Source organism: Streptomyces sp. NPDC059454 (assembly GCF_042749965.1).
Lineage (GTDB): Bacteria > Actinomycetota > Actinomycetes > Streptomycetales > Streptomycetaceae > Streptomyces.
The window spans coordinates 1-17,218 of sequence record NZ_JBHYVC010000002.1 but is presented as its reverse complement, the minus strand read 5'-3'; the positions used below and the strand labels follow the sequence as shown (position 1 = coordinate 17,218).

Genomic DNA, 17,218 nt, shown 5'->3' with positions numbered 1-17,218 from the left:
CTGATCCCATGTCCCACCCGCCGACGGTGCGCCGCGTGCTCGCCGTGATCCCCGCGCGCGGCGGCTCCAAGGGCGTCCCCGCGAAGAACCTCGCCCCCGTCGGCGGCGTCCCCCTGGTGGCGCGCGCCGTGCGCGAGTGCCGCGCCGCCCGGCACGTCACGGACGTCGTCGTCTCCACCGACGACCAGGCCATCGCGGCCGCCGCCCGGCAGGCCGGCGCCGAGGTCGTGCTGCGGCCCGCCGCCATCGCCGGCGACACCGCCACCTCCGAGGCCGCCGTCCTGCACGCCATGGACACCCACGAGGCCCTCCACGGCGCCCCCGTGGACGTCGTCCTGCTCGTGCAGTGCACCAGCCCGTTCCTGGTCCGCGAGGACATCGACTCGGTGGCCGGCGCGGTCGTCGACCAGGGCGCCGACACCGCGGTGACCGTCGCCCCCTTCCACGGCTTCATCTGGCGGGACGCCACCGACGACACGACCGACGGCGGTCACGGCGTCAACCACGACAAGTCCTTCCGCCCCCGCCGCCAGGACCGCCCCCAGGACCTCCTGGAGACCGGCGCCGCCTACGCCATGGACGCGGCCGGCTTCCGCGAGCACGGGCACCGCTTCTTCGGCCGCACCGAACTCGTGCGCACCGACCCGGCCCGCGTACTGGAGATCGACGACCCGCACGACCTCGCCCGGGCCCGCGCCCTCGCCCCGCTCTTCGACGGGGACCGGCCCGGCGCCCTCCCGACCGCCGACGACATCGACGCGGTCGTCCTCGACTTCGACGGCACCCAGACCGACGACAGGGTGCTGATCGACTCCGACGGACGGGAATTCGTCTCCGTGCACCGCGGGGACGGACTCGGTATCGCGGCCCTGCGCCGCAGCGGCCTGAAGCTGCTCATCCTGTCCACGGAGCAGAACCCGGTCGTCGCCGCCCGCGCACGCAAGCTCAAGCTCCCCGTGCTGCACGGCATCGACCGCAAGGACCTCGCGCTCAAGCAGTGGTGCGAGGAACAGGGCATCGCGCCCGAGCGCGTGCTCTACGTCGGCAACGACGTCAATGACCTCCCGTGCTTCGCCCTCGTCGGCTGGCCCGTGGCGGTCGCGAGCGCCCACGACGTCGTACGCGGCGCCGCACGCGCGGTCACCACCCTCCCCGGCGGTGACGGCGCGATCCGAGAGATCGCCGGCTGGATCCTCGGTCCCTCTCTCGATTCCCTCCCCAAGTAAGGAAACCCCCGGACATGAGCACCAACTCCCGCATCCGCACCTTCGGTACCCGCGAGGCCGGCCCCGGCCGCCCCGTGTACGTCACCGGTGAGATCGGCATCAACCACAACGGCGACATCGAGAACGCGTTCAAGCTGATCGACGCCGCCGCCGAGGCCGGCTGCGACGCGGTCAAGTTCCAGAAGCGCACCCCCGAGATCTGCACCCCGCGCGACCAGTGGGACATCGAGCGCGACACCCCCTGGGGCCGGATGACGTACATCGACTACCGCCACCGCGTGGAGTTCGGCGAGGACGAGTACCGCCGGATCGACGAGTACTGCAAGAGCAAGAACATCGACTGGTTCGCCTCCCCGTGGGACACCGAGGCCGTCGCCTTCCTGGAGAAGTTCGACGTCCCCGCCCACAAGGTGGCCTCCGCCTCCCTCACCGACGACGAGCTGCTGCGCGCCCTGCGCGCCACCGGCAAGACGGTCATCCTCTCCACCGGCATGTCCACCCCCAAGCAGATCCGCCACGCGGTCGAGGTCCTGGGCAGCGACAACATCCTCATGTGCCACGCCACGTCGACGTACCCGGCGCAGGCCGAGGAGCTCAACCTCCGCGTCATCAACACCCTCCAGCAGGAGTACCCGAACGTCCCGATCGGCTACTCCGGCCACGAGACCGGCCTGCAGACCACCCTCGCCGCCGTCGCCCTCGGCGCCGTCTTCGTCGAGCGCCACATCACCCTCGACCGCGCCATGTGGGGCTCCGACCAGGCCGCCTCCGTCGAGCCGCAGGGCCTGACCCGCCTGGTCCGCGACATCCGCACCATCGAGGCCTCCCTCGGTGACGGCGTCAAGAAGGTCTACGACTCCGAGCTCGGCCCGATGAAGAAGCTGCGCCGCGTCACCGGTGTGGTCGCCGAGCAGGAGATCGCCACCGCCGCCGGCGAGCCCGTGAACGTCTGACCCCCCACCCCACCCTTATGACGACGGGAACGGTCGTACGTCGATGAGCCCTCGCGCCGGGAACGCCGGCCCCCACACTCTCGCCTTCGTCGAGAGCCCGGTACAACTGCTCAACGTGCTGGAGTGGGCGCACGCGCACGCGCCCGGCGTGGGGCTCACCCTCGTGGTGCTGTCCCCGGTCGACCCCATGACCCGGGGACAGCTGCGCCGCATGGCGGAGCTGGCCCGCGAGGAGGGTCACGAGGTCCGCTGGGAGGAGGCGCGGGGAGGAGCCGGCGCACCGTTCCAGACGGTCGGCGGTCTGACCGCCCCGCTCCGCCGGGCCACCCGCGTCGTCCTCGGCGACCCCTTCTCCCGCTACGTCCAGCTGCTGCTGACGATCACCCGTGCCCGTGAGGTCGTCGTCGTCGACGACGGCACCGCGACCATGGAGTTCGTCGGCCAGCTGGCCCGAGGCGAACGCCTGGTGCGCTGGCACCGCAAGGGCGGCCGGCCCGGCCCCCGCGAACTCGTCCTCGCCCCCGTGTCCGCCGCCGCCCGGCGCCGGCTCACCCCCGGCGAGAAGCGCACGGTGGAGGTCTTCACCTCCATGCCGATGGAGGACACCCCGCCCGGCGTCACCGTCAACTCCCACACCTTCGCCTGGACCCGGCAACGCTTCGGCCCGCCCAGCGTCACCCGGGGCGCCGACATGGTCGGCACGTCCCTGGTGGAGACCGGCGTGGTGGACGCCGACGCCTACCTGGAGGCCGTACGCGCCCTGGTCGCCACGCACGGCGCCAAGCGCTACTTCGCCCACCGCCGCGAGAGCACGGAGAAACTCCACCGGCTCGCCGTCGAGACGGGACTGGAGATCGTCCGCCCGGAGCTCCCGCTGGAGCTCATCGCCCGCCGCGGCCCCATCGGCCGTACGGTCCTCAGCTTCCCCTCCACGGTCGTCCACACCCTCCCGCTGGCCCTCGCCGGCACGGGCGTCCGCGTCGTGGTGTGCGACATAGACCCCGCCTGGCTGACCAAGAACGCCTCCCCGCGCGCCCAGGGCTTCCTGGCCAACGTCACCGACACCGCCAAGTCCGCCCATCACCTGCGGACGGCGCCGGCGGTCTGAGCCGCAGGTGCCGGAAGCCAGGGCGAGGGAGGCGGGCGCTGCCCTGGACCGGCCGCGTGACCCAGCGTTCGACCACGAGGACATGCACCACTTGGTGGACCGGCTCACGCCGTCCCAGGTGCGGCGTCTGCGCCTGCTCGTCACCCAGGACGAGGAACTGTCACAGGCCGCCGAGGCACTTCCGCCGCGTCCCGACGAGGAGCAGTCGGCGCCGGACGGGCTGCCGGCCTTGATCGGTGCGGTCAACGGGCCGAAGGACCTGGCCGAGCGGCATGACGACCACATCCGGGAACGCATGCGCGAGCGGTTCGGCGACCAGGCGTGAACGCCGTCGTCCTCGACACGGGCCCGCTCGCCGCAGCCCTCGACGCCGGCGATCGCCGTCACTCGGAGTGCGCCTCGCTGCCGGTCTCGATGACCGGACGCCGCCTGCTGCCCTGACGGCGGCGGCCCCGCGGATCCACGGGCCGCTGCCGAGCCGCGCCCCGGCATCCGCCGAATGAACCCGCCCGCGTGCCTTCGGCCGATCGTGGTAACCGTGAGGAGTGGACGGGTGCCGGAACCATGTCCCGGATTGTGATCGACCTCATGGACCGGCAGGCCATCGGCCTATACCCTCGCGAAAAGTAGGTGAGTGTACCCATCTCAATAGGCGGCTATGCGTAGGGCAGCCGGATTTTCTCCCCCCAACGGGCTGATTTTTCTTGATCGGGGGTCAGTGGACGGCTCCGGAGCCCTACTCTTCAAAGGGTGAAACCACTGATGTCACTGGAGTCCGAGATCGATCTCCCCGGGGGAGCGGTGCTCCCCGGGGCGCTGCCCGAGGCCCTGCGCGCCGAACTCGTGGCCTTCCGACGCGACCTGCACATGCACCCGGAGCTCGGTCACCAGGAGTTCCGCACCACCGCGGCGATCAAGGAACGCCTCGAGCAGGCCGGTCTGAAGCCGCGCGTCCTCTCCGGCGGCACCGGTGTGATCTGTGACATCGGAACCGACGGCGAGGCCGGCACGGACTCGGCGATGCTCGCCCTGCGCGCCGACATCGACGGCCTGCCCATCCCCGACATGAAGGCCGACTGCCCCTACCGCTCCACCGTGCCCGACCGGGCCCACGCCTGCGGCCACGACGTGCACACCACCGTCGTGCTCGGCACCGGCCTGGTCCTCGCCGAGCTGCACCGCCAGGGGCTGCTGCCGCGCCCCGTGCGGCTGATCTTCCAGCCCGCCGAGGAGGTGCTGCCCGGCGGAGCGGCCGAGGTCATCGAGGACGGCGGACTCGACGGCATCGGCCGGATCCTCGCCGTGCACTGCGACCCCCGCGTCGACGCCGGGAGGATCGGCCTGCGCGAGGGGCCCATCACCTCCGCCTGCGACCGGCTGGAGATCGCCCTCGACGGCCCCGGCGGCCACACCGCCCGCCCGCATCTGACCACCGACCTGGTCACCGCCGCCGCGCGGGTCGTCACCGACGTGCCCGCCCTGGTCGGCCGGCGGGTCGACAGCCGCAGCGGACTCGCCGTGACCTGGGGCCGGGTCGAGTCGGGCCACGCGCCCAACGTCATCCCGCAGCACGCCGAGCTGTCCGGCACCGTGCGCTGCCTGGACCTGGAGACCTGGCGGCAGGCCCCCGACATCGTGGTCGCCGCCATCGACGAGGTGGCCAACCTGCACCGCGCCAAGTCGGAGATCACCTACGTGCGCGGCGTCCCGCCGGTCGTCAACGAGGCCGGCGCCACCGAGCTGCTGCGCGACGCCATGATCGCGCGACGCGGGGTGGAGTCCGTCGAGGGCACCGAGCAGAGCCTGGGCGGCGAGGACTTCTCCTGGTACCTGGAGCGCGTCCCCGGCGCCATGGCCCGCCTCGGTGTCCGCCCCCCGGGTGAGCGCACCGTGCGCGACCTGCACCAGGGCGACTTCGACGTGGACGAACACGCCATCACCGTCGGCGTGGAACTCTTCACCGGCGCCGCGTTGCTGGACGCCCTGCGCTAGGACTCCGGCCCCTCCGGCGTTCGAGGAGCGGGGGTCCGGGGGCAGCGCCCCCGGAGACGGGACGGGAAGGGGCGGCGGGGGCGAGAACCCCCGACCGGCCTCCGTCCCATCCGTCCCTTCCGCCTCCACCAGCCCTCACCGTCACCTCTCCCGCCCGTCCCGCTTGCGCGCCCCGCGCGCCAGGGGCAGCGTGGGGCGCGTGCAACCGCGCGTCCCACACCGATCGCCCGGTTCGGGCCCGTACGGCCCTCCGGTTCACAGGGACGTAACCGGCCATCGGCACGAATGGATAACGGCCCCGTGGTACCCCGTTCCCAGGAGTGTCTACGCGCGTTAATGTGCGCCGAACCGAGCACCCGTTGCGGGGCTTTGGAGAATGGGGAGCGTCAGATGCGTCGGATATCCAAACTGAGCCGCGTCGCGGTGGGGGTCGCCTCGCTCGCACTCGCCGCCACCGCCTGCGGCGGCACCAGCAGTGACAACGGCGACAGCGGCGGCTCCAAGGAAGACCTCGGCCTCGCCATCGCCTACGACATCGGAGGCAAGGGCGACCAGTCCTTCAACGACGCCGCCTTCGCCGGCCTGACCAAGGCCAAGGACGAGTTCGGCTACAAGACCGCCGACGTCGAGCCCACCGAGGGCGAGACCGACGCGGACAAGGAGCAGCGTCTGGCCTCGCTGGCCCGCCAGGGCTACAACCCGGTCATCGGCGTCGGCTTCGCCTACGGCCCCGCGATGAAGGCCGTCGCCGCGAAGTACCCGAAGACCACCTTCGGCATCGTCGACTCCGTCGTCGAGGGCGACAACGTCGCCTCCCTCGTCTTCGCCGAGGAGCAGGCCTCCTACCTCGCCGGTGTCGCCGCCGCCAAGGCCACCAAGACCAACACGGTCGGCTTCGTGGGCGGTGTGGACATCCCGCTGATCCACAAGTTCCAGGCCGGCTACGAGCAGGGCGTCAAGGACACCAACGCCAAGGTGAAGGTGATCCCGCAGTACCTGACGCAGACCGCGGAGGAGGGCGGCTTCTCCAGCCCCGACAAGGGCAAGGCCGCCGCCGAGGGCCAGATCGAGAAGAACGCCGACGTCGTCTACCAGGCGGCCGGTCTCTCCGGTCAGGGCGTCATCGAGGCCGCCGCCAAGGCGAAGGTCTGGGCGATCGGCGTCGACTCCGACCAGTACCGGCAGGAAGCCCTCGCCGCGTACAAGGACTACATCCTCACCTCCGCCCTGAAGGACGTCGGCGGCGCGGTGTACGCCCTGGCCGAGTCGGTCGAGGACGACAAACCGCTGACCGGCACCCAGGTCTTCGACCTCAAGGTGAACGGCGTCGGCCTGTCCGAGAGCAACCCGAAGATGGCCGAGGTCCCCGGCCTGACGGACGCCGTGGCCAAGGCCAAGGAAGGCATCATCGACGGCTCCGTCAAGGTGGAGACCGAGCAGTAGGAACAACGGCGGACTCCGCGGAGCGGGCGGGCACCCCAGGTGTCCGCCCGCTCCGCCGTTCCCGCCCCCGCTCACCCACAGCCACCCCGCGTTCGCGCCCGGCGACGCCCCGACCACGGCTCGACGCCGTGTTGGCCACGGCCGGATAACAAGGTGGACAGAAGGGGTTTTCAGGCAGGTCTACGCGCGTTAATCTGCGGAAAGCCAGCGCCGCAGCTGAACACGTCCCGGCGCTCGTACGACTAGGAGCACCACATGCGCCGGATTTCCCGGATCACGGTCGCAGGCGCAGCGACCGCCTCTCTGGCCCTCGCCCTCTCCGCCTGCGGCGGCACCTCGACCTCCTCGAGCTCCTCGGAGTCGAAGGGCGACAAGGGCCTCGCCATCGCCTACGACGTCGGCGGCAAGGGCGACCAGTCCTTCAACGACGCCGCGTACGCGGGCCTGGAGCAGGCGAAGAAGGAGTTCGGCTACGAGACGGCCGACGTCGAGCCCACCGACGGCGAGACGGACGCCGACAAGGAGCAGCGCCTGGTCTCGCTGGCGAAGCAGGGCTACAACCCGGTCGTCGGTGTCGGCTACGCGTACGCCGCCGCCGTCAAGGGCGCCGCGGAGAAGTACCCGGACACCACCTTCGGCATCGTCGACGACGCCACCATCGAGGCGAAGAACGTCGCCGACCTGGTCTTCTCCGAGGAGCAGGCCTCCTACCTCGCCGGTGTCGCCGCCGCCGAGAGCACCGAGACGAACGTGGTCGGCTTCGTGGGCGGTGTGGACATCCCGCTGATCCACAAGTTCCGCGCGGGCTTCGAGCAGGGCGTCAAGGACACCGACCCGAAGGTCAAGGTCATCTCGCAGTTCCTGACCCAGACCGCGGAGGAGGGCGGCTTCTCCAGCCCGGACAAGGGCAAGACGGCCGCCGAGGGCCAGATCGAGAAGAAGGCCGACGTCGTCTACGCGGCCGCCGGCCTGTCCGGTCAGGGCGTCATCGAGGCCGCCGCCGCCAACAAGGTGTGGGCGATCGGTGTCGACTCCGACCAGTACCAGCAGGAAGCCCTCGCCAAGTACAAGGACTCGATCCTCACCTCGGCGATGAAGGACGTCGCCAAGGCGGTGTACAACCTGGCGAAGTCGGTCGAGGGCGGCACGCCCGCGACCGGTATCGTCAAGGGCGATCTGAAGACGGGTGAGGTGAGCCTGTCGAACTCCAACCCGAAGTTCGCGGACGACGCCGAGCTCCAGAAAGCCATCGAGACGGCCAAGGAGAAGATCATCAGCGGCGAGATCAAGGTCAAGTCGAGCTGAGACACCCCCTGAACGACCCCGGGGTCGCGTCCGCTCGACGGGGTACGAGGAGCCAGGCTCCTCGTACCCCGTCGGTCGAGTGCGCCACCCCTTTGCATGCCGTAGGGGCACTACGCGCGTAGACGGCCCCCGTCCCCAGGAGAGTGCGTCATCAACGCGTCCAGCAGCCCTCCGGCCGGAGCGGCGGTCAACGATTCGGTGACCGCCGTCGAACTCGCCGGGATCACCAAGCGCTTCCCGGGTGTCGTCGCCAACCACGACATCCACCTCACCGTCCGCAAGGGCACCGTCCACGCCCTCGTCGGTGAGAACGGCGCCGGCAAGTCGACCCTGATGAAGATCCTCTACGGCATGCAGAAGCCGGACGAGGGCACCATCGTGATCCACGGCGAACAGGTGAGCTTCTCCTCGCCCGCCGACGCCATCGTCCGCGGCATCGGCATGGTGCACCAGCACTTCATGCTCGCGGACAACCTCACCGTCCTCGAGAACGTCGTCCTCGGCAGCGAGAAGCTCCACGGCATCGGTGCCAGGGCCCGCCGCAGGATCAAGGAGCTCTCCGACCGCTACGGCCTCGGTGTTCGCCCCGACGTCCTGGTCGAGGAGCTCGGCGTCGCCGCCCGCCAGCGCGTGGAGATCCTCAAGGTCCTCTACCGCGGCGCCACCACCCTGATCCTCGACGAGCCCACCGCCGTCCTCGTGCCGCAGGAGGTCGACGCGCTCTTCGACAACCTGCGCGAGCTGAAGGCCGAGGGCCTGTCGGTCATCTTCATCTCCCACAAGCTGGGCGAGGTCCTCTCCGTCGCCGACGAGATCACCGTCATCCGCCGCGGCACCACGGTCGGCACGGCCGTCCCCGCCGAGACGACCCCGCGGCAGCTCGCCGAGCTGATGGTCGGCAGCGAGCTGCCCACCCCCGAGACGGCCGAGTCCACCGTCACCGACCGCCCCGTCATCACCGTCGACAAGCTGCGCCTGGCGGCCCCGAGCGGCAAGGCCCTGCTCGACGACATCAGCTTCACCATTCACGCGGGCGAGGTCCTGGGCATCGCCGGCGTCGAGGGCAACGGCCAGACCGAGCTGGTCGACGCGCTCATCGGCCTGAAGCACGCCGACTCCGGCGTCATCCGGCTGGCCGACGAGGAGATCACCTCCTGGGCCACCCGCAAGCGCCGCGAACAGGGCATCGGCTACATCCCCGAGGACCGCCACCGTCACGGCCTGCTCCTGGAGGCCCCCCTCTGGGAGAACCGCATCCTCGGCCACGTCACCGAGAAGCCCAACGCCAAGGGCGTCTGGCTCGACCCCGGGGCCGCCCAGGAGGACACCCGCCGGATCGTGACGGAGTACGACGTCCGCACCCCCGGCATCGACGTCACCGCGGCCTCCCTGTCCGGCGGCAACCAGCAGAAGCTGATCGTCGGCCGCGAGATGAGCCACAAGCCGCGCTTCCTGATCGCCGCCCACCCCACCCGCGGTGTGGACGTCGGCGCGCAGGCCGCCATCTGGGACCACATCCGCGAGGCCCGCCGCGAGGGTCTGGCCGTGCTGCTGATCTCCGCCGACCTGGACGAGCTGATCGGCCTGTCCGACACCCTCCGGGTGATCTACGACGGCAAGCTGGTGGCGGACGCCGACCCGGCCACCATCACCCCGGAGGCACTCGGCACCGCCATGACCGGCGCCGCCTCCGGACACCTGGAGCACGAAGAGACCCCGGCCGACGGCGGCCGAGGTGCGGAAGACGAGGCCCGCTGATGAAGAAGTTCGACAAGGAGCGCGTGCTCCTCGCGGTGGCCGGGCCGGTCATCGCGCTCGCCGTGGCCTTCGTGCTCAGCGCGATCGTCCTGGTCGCCTCCGGCAAGAACCCGGTCGAACCGTTCGCCCTGATGTTCGAGCAGGCCGGTTTCTCCGACATTCAGGTCCTGATCATCAACCAGGCCTCGATGTACTACATCGCCGCCCTCGCGGTCGCCATCGGCTTCCGCATGAACCTGTTCAACATCGGCGTCGACGGCCAGTACCAGCTCGCCGCCATGATGGCCGCCGTCGTCGGCGCCCACATGAACCTCCCGGCCGCGCTGCAGATCCCGCTGCTGCTCCTCACCGCCGTGTTCACCGGCGCCTTCTGGTCCGGCGTCGCCGGTGTCCTGAAGGTCACCCGCGGAGTCAGCGAGGTCGTCGCCACGATCATGCTCAACGCGATCGCGACCTCCGTCATCGGCTACCTGTGGCTGCCCACCGTCTTCGGCGTCAAGGTCGGCAACAACAACACCACCGGCGAGATGCACGAGTCCGGCTGGGTCCCCGGCATCGACATGGGCGAGGCCGGCGAGATCTACGGCCTGGTCGTCCTCGCCGTGCTGCTCGGCATCGGCTACTGGGTCGTCCTCAACCGCACCCGCTTCGGCTTCGACCTGCGCGCCTCCGGCGCCTCCGAATCCGCCGCCGCGGCCAGCGGCGTCAGCCCCAAGCGCATGGTGCTCACCGCCATGCTGCTCTCCGGCGCCGTCGCCGGACTCGCGGGCCTGCCCATCCTGATGGGTGACACCCACACCTACAGCCTCAACTTCCCCACCGGCATCGGCTTCCTCGGCATCGGCATCGCCCTGCTCGGCCGCAACAGCCCGGTCGGCATCGCCTTCGCCGCCCTGCTGTGGGCCTGGCTCGACAAGGCCTCGCCCGAGCTGGACTTCCACGGCTACGACAAGGAGATCGCGGTCATCATGCAGGGCCTGATCGTCCTCTCGGTCGTCGTCTCCTACGAGGCCGTCCGCGAGTGGGGCCTGCGCCGCCAGCAGCGCCGGGTCGGCGCCGAACTCGCCGCAGGGCACGTCCTGGGCGCCGACAACAACACCACGAAGGAGGTGGCCGGCCGATGACCGCTCCGACCACAGCGACCGACGTCAACCAGCCGTCGCTGGAACACGCACCGCCGACCGGCCGCCGCATGTCGTGGCCCGTCCTGCTCCTGGTCATCGCCGGAGCCCTGGCACTGGTCTCGATCGTCCGCCTCATCACCGGCGCGGACGGCATCACCAACGTCAGCCAGATGTCCACCGCCCTCCAGCTCGCGGTCCCGATCGGCCTCGCCGGCCTCGGCGGCCTCTGGGCCGAGCGCGCGGGCGTGGTCAACATCGGCCTCGAGGGCATGCTGATCCTCGGCACCTGGTTCGGCGCCTGGGCCGGATTCCAGTGGGGCCCGTGGACCGGCGTCCTCGTCGGCATCCTCGGCGGCGCGCTCGGCGGCCTGCTGCACGCCATCGTCACCGTCACCTTCAACGTCAACCACATCGTCTCCGGTGTGGCCATCAACATCCTCGCCCTCGGCGCCACCCGCTACCTCGCCCCGCTCGCCTTCGAGGGCCACCCGGGCGGCTCCGCCAAGCAGTCCCCGGCGATCGAGTCCCTCGGCCACTTCACCGTGCCGGGACTGTCCGACGGGCTGCGGGACCTCAACGACAAGGGCTGGTTCCTTGTCTCCGACATCGCGGGCCTGCTCGGCGGACTGGTCACCAACGTCTCCTGGCTGACCCTGATCGCCGTCGCGCTCGTCCCCGCCTCCTGGTGGATCCTGTGGCGCACCGCGTTCGGCCTGCGGCTGCGCTCCTGCGGCGAGAACCCGATCGCCGCCGAGTCCCTCGGCGTCAACGTCTACAAGTACAAGTACCTCGCCGTGATCATCTCCGGCGGCCTGGCCGGCCTCGGCGGCGTCTTCCTCGCCATCGTGGCCAACCCCTTCTACCTGGAGGGCCAGACCAGCGGCCGCGGCTACATCGGTCTCGCCGCGATGATCTTCGGCAACTGGATGCCGGGCGGCCTCGCCATCGGCGCCGGCCTCTTCGGCTACACCGACAGCCTCAACCTGCGCGGCGGCTCCGCCAACGTGCACGCCCTGCTGCTGCTCGGCGCGCTGCTGCTGCTCATCGGCGCGATCTGGCTGGCCGTCCGCAAGAAGTACGTCCACGCGGTGGTCACCCTGGTCGTCGGCGCCCTCGTCTTCGCCTGGTACGCCGGCACCAACGAGGTCCCCAACCAGGTCGTCGCCGCCACGCCGTACGTCATCACCCTCGTGGTCCTCGCCCTCTCCGCACAGCGGCTGCGGATGCCGAAGGCGGACGGCATGCCGTACCGGAAGGGACAGGGCAAGTGACCGCCTCCGGGGACACCCCGGCCGACGTCGACTGGGAGGCGCTGCGCGCCGTGGCGCGGGACGCCATGTCCCACGCCTACGCCCCCTACTCGGGCTACCCGGTCGGCGTAGCGGCCCTGGTCGACGACGGACGCACGGTCTCCGGCTGCAACGTCGAGAACGCCTCGTACGGCCTCGGACTGTGCGCCGAGTGCGGACTGGTCTCCGAGCTCCAGCGCACCGGGGGCGGCCGGCTCACGCACTTCACCTGCGTGGACGGCGACGGCGAGATCCTCGTCCCGTGCGGCCGCTGCCGCCAGCTGCTGTACGAGTTCGGCGGCCCCGGTCTGCTGCTCGAGACCCCGGCGGGAATCCTGCCGCTGTCGGAGATGCTGCCGCAGGCCTTCGGCCCGCAGCACCTCACCAAGTAATTCCTCCGTGGCCCCTCCGGGCGACAGCCGTTACCGTCGACCGGAGGGGCCGCACCCTTCGCACCCCCGGAAGGAACGCCGGCCATGGCCATGGACGTCATCTCCGTCATCCGCACCAAGCGGGACCGCGGCGAACTCAGCGACGAGCAGATCGACTGGGTGATCGACGCGTACACCCGCGGGGAGGTGGCCGACGAGCAGATGTCGGCCCTCGCCATGGCGATCCTGCTCAACGGCATGAACCGGAGCGAGATCGCCCGCTGGACGGCCGCGATGATCGCCTCCGGCGAGCGCATGGACTTCTCCTCGCTCTCCCGCCCCACCGCCGACAAGCACTCCACCGGCGGGGTCGGCGACAAGATCACCCTCCCGCTGGCCCCCCTCGTCGCCGCCTGCGGCGCTGCCGTGCCGCAGCTCTCCGGCCGCGGCCTCGGCCACACCGGCGGCACGCTCGACAAGCTGGAGTCCATCCCCGGCTGGCGCGCGCTGCTCTCCAACGAGGAGATGCTGTCGGTGCTGGACGGCACCGGCGCGGTGATCTGCGCGGCGGGCGACGGACTGGCCCCGGCGGACAAGAAGCTGTACGCGCTCCGGGACGTCACGGGCACGGTCGAGGCGATCCCGCTCATCGCCTCCTCGATCATGTCGAAGAAGATCGCGGAGGGCACCGGCTCCCTGGTCCTCGACGTGAAGGTCGGCACCGGCGCCTTCATGAAGACGATCGACGACGCCCGTGAACTGGCCCGCACGATGGTCGGCCTGGGCACCGACTCCGGCGTGCGGACGGTCGCCCTCCTCACCGACATGTCCACCCCGCTCGGTCTGACCGCCGGCAACGCGCTGGAGGTCCGCGAGTCCGCCGAGGTCCTGGCGGGCGGCGGCCCCGCGGACGTCGTCGAGCTGACCCTCGCCCTGGCCCGCGAGATGCTGGACGCGGCGGGCCTGCGCGACGCCGACCCGGCGAAGGCGCTCGCCGACGGCTCCGCGATGGACGTCTGGCGCCGCATGATCGCGGCCCAGGGCGGCGACCCGGACGCGGAACTGCCGGTGGCCCGTGAGCAGCACGTCATCAAGGCCCCGTCCTCCGGCGTCCTCACCCGCCTGGACGCCTACGGCGTCGGCGTCGCCGCCTGGCGCCTCGGCGCGGGCCGCGCCCGCAAGGAGGACCCGGTGCAGGCGGGCGCGGGCGTCGAGATGCACGCCAAGCCCGGCGACACGGTGACGGAGGGCCAGCCCCTCCTGACCCTCCACACGGACACCCCGGAGCGCTTCGACTACGCGCTCCAGGCGGTCGAGGGCGCGTACGACATCGCGGGTCCCGGCACGGACTTCTCCGCCACGCCGGTCGTGCTGGAACGTATCGCCTGACCTGCGGTTTCCCTGATCGGGTGAACGGGACCGGTGGACCCCCACCGGTCCCGTTCGGCATGCTGTACTCGGTGACGCACCGAAGGAGACCGCCATGAGCGCACTCACCGTGAGCCAGGAGCCCGACCAGAACTGGGACGACCTCGTCCGGTTCTGGGAGGAGATGGAATGGCCCGAGGGCAGCAAGGTGGAGATCATTGAGGGGATCATCACCGTGTCACCCGCTCCCGCGTACCGTCACAACGTGATCGCGGCCCGCATCCAGCGTCGCCTCTACTCCGTGATCCCCGAGGACTGGGAGATCTTCCAGACCCTGGCCATCGCTGTGCCGTCACGTCTGGGCATGCTCATCCCAGACCTCGTGGTAGCCCCGGTACGGGACCACACCGAGTCGGACACCCACATCCCCGCCGCCCTCGCCGAGCTGGTCGTCGAGGTCACCTCGAAGTCCAACGCCCGCGACGACCGCGTCAGTAAGCCCGCCGCCTACGCCACCGCGGGCATCCCGCTCTACCTCCTCGTCGACCGCTGGGCCCCCGACGGTCCGACCGCGACGCTCTACGGCGAACCGAGGGGTGACGTCTACCGCCCCTTGAGCACCGCGAAGTTCGGCGAGCCGGTCAAGCTCCCCGCCCCCTTCGACCTCGTCATCGACACCGGCGAGTTCCCGGAGACCTGACTCACCCCAGCAGCGTCGCCACCACCACCAGCACCGGCACCGACAGCACCGTCGACACCAGGATCGCCTCCCGGGCCAGCTTCTCGCCCACCCGGTAGCTGCTCGCGTACGTGAAGAGGTTCTGGGCGGCCGGAAGGGCCGAGGTCACCACCACGTCCAGCAGGTGCGCCCCGTCCAGGCCGAAGACGCCCACCGCCAGTGCCCAGGCGGCCAGCGGCTGGCCCACCGCCTTCAGACCCACGGCGAGCAGCACCGCCCCGCGATCACCGCCCCGCAGGGGCAGCGTGCTGCCGCGCAGCGAGATGCCGAAGGCGAGAAGCACGGCGGGGACCGCCATGTTGCCGATCAGGGTCACCGGGTCCCACACCGGCCCCGGTATCTCGACCCCGGCCGCCGACACCGCCACCCCCGCCAGCGACCCCACCGCGATCGGATTGCGCAACGGGGTCAACAGCCGCCGCCACAGCGGCTGCTTCTCGCCCGCCGTCGACAGGTCCAGGATCGTCAGCGCGACCGGTGTGACCCCGACCAGCTGGAACAGCAGCACCGGCGCCACCAGCGAGGCGTCGCCCAGCACGTACACGGCGATCGGGATGCCGAGGTTGCCGGAGTTGACGTAACTGGAGCACAGGGCGCCGATGGTGGTGCGGCCCACGCCCCAGCCGCGTACGACACCCACCGCGACGAAGACGCCCGCCACCGCCGCCGTGCTCAGCGCGGTGACCAGGAGGCGGCTGGAGAAGACCACCGACAGGTCGGCCCGGGCGAGCGTGGTGAACAGCAGCGCGGGCGATGCCACGTGGAAGGCCAGCTTCGTCAGGACCTCGCGGCCCTGTGCGCCGAGGTACCCCCGGCGGCCGATGACATAGCCGACGCCGATGACGACGGCGATCACCAGGAATCCGCTCAGCACCCCCTGCACGGCAGCTCCCCGCGGACACGAAGGGCACCGGACACCGGGGGCGGGGATGATCTATGGCGCATACACCCAACCCTCCGGGGAGGGGCATGCGCAGGTCAATGTGATCCTTGCGGCGCCGGCCTCCGGCGATGAGTTACGCGCCGCCGCCCGGTCTACCGGTCGTGGACGCCATGACACCGCCCGTACTCGTGCTCAGCGGCCCCCTCACCCGGGACGAGGTGAGCGGGCCCTGCGACGCGCTGCGGGCGCTGATGGACGGGGGAGGCGGTGGCGGCTCGGGGCGGGTGGTCGTGTGCGATGTGGCCGGGCTGGGGCCGGCCGGTCTCGCCGCCGTGAACCTGCTCGCACGGCTCCAGCTCACCGCTCACCGGTCCGGCGGCCGGATACGGCTGCGCGACCCCTCCCCGGCGCTATGCGCCCTGCTCGACCTGGTCGGCCTCCGCTTCGAGATGGAGGGGCAGCCCGAACAGCGGGAACCACCGCTTGGTGTCGAGGAAGCAGTGGAACCCGGTGATCCGGCCGTCTGATATCTCCAGCACCTGGACCGCCCACGGCATGTACCCGCCGGCCTCCGGGTCGGGCTTGTACTGCGCGAACCCGGGCAGGCCGTTGACCTGTACCGGTACCAGCCGCGAGTTCGCGCAGGGCGCGCCCAGCGTCGTCATGAAGCCCGTGATGTCGTCGACGCCGGTCAACCACAGGTCGAACGGCGGCATCGTCATGACGGCGTCCTCGTGCAGCAGCGCGGTCAGCGCCGACATGTCGTACCCCTCGAACGCCGCCACATAGCGCTCGAGCAGCTTCTGCTGCTCCTCGTCCAGCGGGTCGGACACCGACGCGTCGGCTCCCGGCTGCTGCCGCTCCGCCAACGTGGCCCGGGCCCGCTGGAGCGCGCTGTTCACCGACGCGACCGACGTGCCCAGCAGCTCGGCGACCTCGCTCGCCTTCCAGGCCAGCACCTCCCGCAGGATCAGCACCGCCCGCTGCTTGGCCGGCAGCTGCTGGAGCGCGGCCATGAAGGCGAGCCGCACCGACTCCTTGGCGACCGCCGCCTCCGCCGGGTCGGCGGGCGTGGGCAGCACCCGGGAGTCGGGCACCGGCTCCAGCCACGTGCTGTCCGGGCGGGGCGACAGGGCGGCCCGCGCCAGCGGTGTGGACTCCGTCAGGTCCATCGGCCGGGCCCGCTTGTTGCCCGCCGCCAGCATGTCCAGACAGACGTTGGTCGCGATGCGGTAGAGCCAGGAGCGCAGGCTGGAGCGGCCCTCGAACCTGTCGAAGCTGCGCCAGGCACGGATCATCGTGTCCTGCACCGCGTCCTCCGCCTCGAAGGAGGAGCCCAGCATCCGGTAGCAGTACCCGGTCAGTTCGACCCGGTGCGCCTCCAGCCTGGCGTCCAGGTCGGTCGTCGTCGCGGTGCCGTTCGTCATCGTCCACCCACCCCATGTGGTGTCGTTGTGGTCCACCACTCCGGAAGCTACCGCACGGCACTGACAACGGCCCTCCGAGTGAACGAACGCGCAGGTCAGGGCTGCTGACGCAGAAGGTTTCCGCGCTCCCGCCGCCCCTTCCCGTCCCGTCCCGCGGGGCTGCGCCCCGGACCCCCGTCGGCCCTGAACGGACCTCGTCCTCACCCGCCGGACGGGCTGGATCAGCCCGTCC

The 17,218-nt window shown here is 71.1% G+C and carries 16 protein-coding genes; 14 read left to right on the top strand and 2 right to left on the bottom strand.

Annotated elements, in window-relative coordinates:
* Positions 1 to 8: 8 nt before the first annotated feature.
* The 13 genes from ACFXAE_RS01485 to ACFXAE_RS01425 all read left to right on the top strand — a co-directional run bounded on the left by ACFXAE_RS01485 (position 9) and on the right by ACFXAE_RS01425 (position 14,637).
* Positions 9 to 1,226, top strand: a complete 1,218-nt coding sequence (locus ACFXAE_RS01485) for a cytidylyltransferase domain-containing protein (RefSeq protein WP_384706489.1) — start codon at positions 9 to 11, stop codon at positions 1,224 to 1,226.
* Positions 1,227 to 1,240: 14 nt separating this feature from the next.
* Complete coding sequence (locus ACFXAE_RS01480) at positions 1,241 to 2,179, top strand: N-acetylneuraminate synthase family protein (protein WP_384706487.1); 939 nt, start codon at positions 1,241 to 1,243, stop codon at positions 2,177 to 2,179.
* Positions 2,180 to 2,222: 43 nt separating this feature from the next.
* The gene (locus ACFXAE_RS01475; RefSeq protein ID WP_384706485.1) at positions 2,223 to 3,287 is read left to right on the top strand and encodes a hypothetical protein; all 1,065 of its coding nucleotides are present in this window, start codon (positions 2,223 to 2,225) and stop codon (positions 3,285 to 3,287) included.
* A gap of 82 nt (positions 3,288 to 3,369) precedes the next feature.
* Positions 3,370 to 3,612 (top strand): hypothetical protein, encoded by a 243-nt coding sequence (locus ACFXAE_RS01470; RefSeq protein ID WP_384706484.1) that lies wholly within the window; start codon positions 3,370 to 3,372, stop codon positions 3,610 to 3,612.
* Positions 3,613 to 4,049: 437 nt separating this feature from the next.
* A complete protein-coding gene (locus tag ACFXAE_RS01465; RefSeq protein ID WP_384706869.1) occupies positions 4,050 to 5,279 on the top strand; it encodes a M20 family metallopeptidase in 1,230 nt (409 codons plus the stop codon).
* A gap of 390 nt (positions 5,280 to 5,669) precedes the next feature.
* Positions 5,670 to 6,722 carry a BMP family protein gene (locus tag ACFXAE_RS01460; RefSeq protein ID WP_384706482.1) on the top strand — a complete coding sequence of 351 codons (1,053 nt, stop codon included), beginning with the start codon at positions 5,670 to 5,672 and terminating at the stop codon, positions 6,720 to 6,722.
* A 255-nt stretch (positions 6,723 to 6,977) separates the two neighbouring features.
* Positions 6,978 to 8,027 carry a BMP family protein gene (locus ACFXAE_RS01455; RefSeq protein ID WP_384706480.1) on the top strand — a complete coding sequence of 350 codons (1,050 nt, stop codon included), beginning with the start codon at positions 6,978 to 6,980 and terminating at the stop codon, positions 8,025 to 8,027.
* A 198-nt stretch (positions 8,028 to 8,225) separates the two neighbouring features.
* Complete coding sequence (locus ACFXAE_RS01450; protein WP_384706478.1) at positions 8,226 to 9,785, top strand: ABC transporter ATP-binding protein; 1,560 nt, start codon at positions 8,226 to 8,228, stop codon at positions 9,783 to 9,785.
* A complete protein-coding gene (locus ACFXAE_RS01445) occupies positions 9,785 to 10,909 on the top strand; it encodes an ABC transporter permease (protein WP_384706476.1) in 1,125 nt (374 codons plus the stop codon). The genes ACFXAE_RS01450 and ACFXAE_RS01445 overlap by 1 nt, the downstream gene beginning before the upstream one ends.
* Positions 10,906 to 12,180, top strand: coding sequence for an ABC transporter permease (locus ACFXAE_RS01440; protein ID WP_384706474.1), 1,275 nt, complete (start codon positions 10,906 to 10,908; stop codon positions 12,178 to 12,180). The genes ACFXAE_RS01445 and ACFXAE_RS01440 overlap by 4 nt, the downstream gene beginning before the upstream one ends.
* Positions 12,177 to 12,590 (top strand): cytidine deaminase, encoded by a 414-nt coding sequence (locus ACFXAE_RS01435; protein ID WP_384706472.1) that lies wholly within the window; start codon positions 12,177 to 12,179, stop codon positions 12,588 to 12,590. The genes ACFXAE_RS01440 and ACFXAE_RS01435 overlap by 4 nt, the downstream gene beginning before the upstream one ends.
* 90 nt (positions 12,591 to 12,680) lie before the next feature.
* Positions 12,681 to 13,958: a thymidine phosphorylase gene (locus tag ACFXAE_RS01430; RefSeq protein ID WP_384706867.1), complete on the top strand. Its 1,278-nt coding sequence runs from the start codon at positions 12,681 to 12,683 to the stop codon at positions 13,956 to 13,958.
* A 94-nt stretch (positions 13,959 to 14,052) separates the two neighbouring features.
* Complete coding sequence (locus tag ACFXAE_RS01425) at positions 14,053 to 14,637, top strand: Uma2 family endonuclease (RefSeq protein ID WP_384706470.1); 585 nt, start codon at positions 14,053 to 14,055, stop codon at positions 14,635 to 14,637.
* 1 nt (position 14,638) lies between these two features.
* Here ACFXAE_RS01425 and ACFXAE_RS01420 read toward each other — a convergent pair whose 3' ends face one another.
* On the bottom strand, positions 14,639 to 15,559 hold the full coding sequence (locus tag ACFXAE_RS01420; protein ID WP_384706468.1) for an AEC family transporter: 921 nt from the start codon (positions 15,557 to 15,559) through the stop codon (positions 14,639 to 14,641).
* Positions 15,560 to 15,687: 128 nt separating this feature from the next.
* On the opposite strand from ACFXAE_RS01420, the gene ACFXAE_RS01415 reads away from it, so the two are divergent.
* Positions 15,688 to 16,086 (top strand): STAS domain-containing protein, encoded by a 399-nt coding sequence (locus ACFXAE_RS01415; RefSeq protein ID WP_384706466.1) that lies wholly within the window; start codon positions 15,688 to 15,690, stop codon positions 16,084 to 16,086.
* On the opposite strand, the gene ACFXAE_RS01410 is transcribed toward ACFXAE_RS01415, so the two are convergent.
* Positions 15,970 to 16,986, bottom strand: coding sequence for a sigma-70 family RNA polymerase sigma factor (locus tag ACFXAE_RS01410; protein ID WP_384706464.1), 1,017 nt, complete (start codon positions 16,984 to 16,986; stop codon positions 15,970 to 15,972). The two genes, ACFXAE_RS01415 and ACFXAE_RS01410, sit on opposite strands and share 117 nt — an antisense overlap.
* Positions 16,987 to 17,218 lie beyond the last annotated feature (232 nt).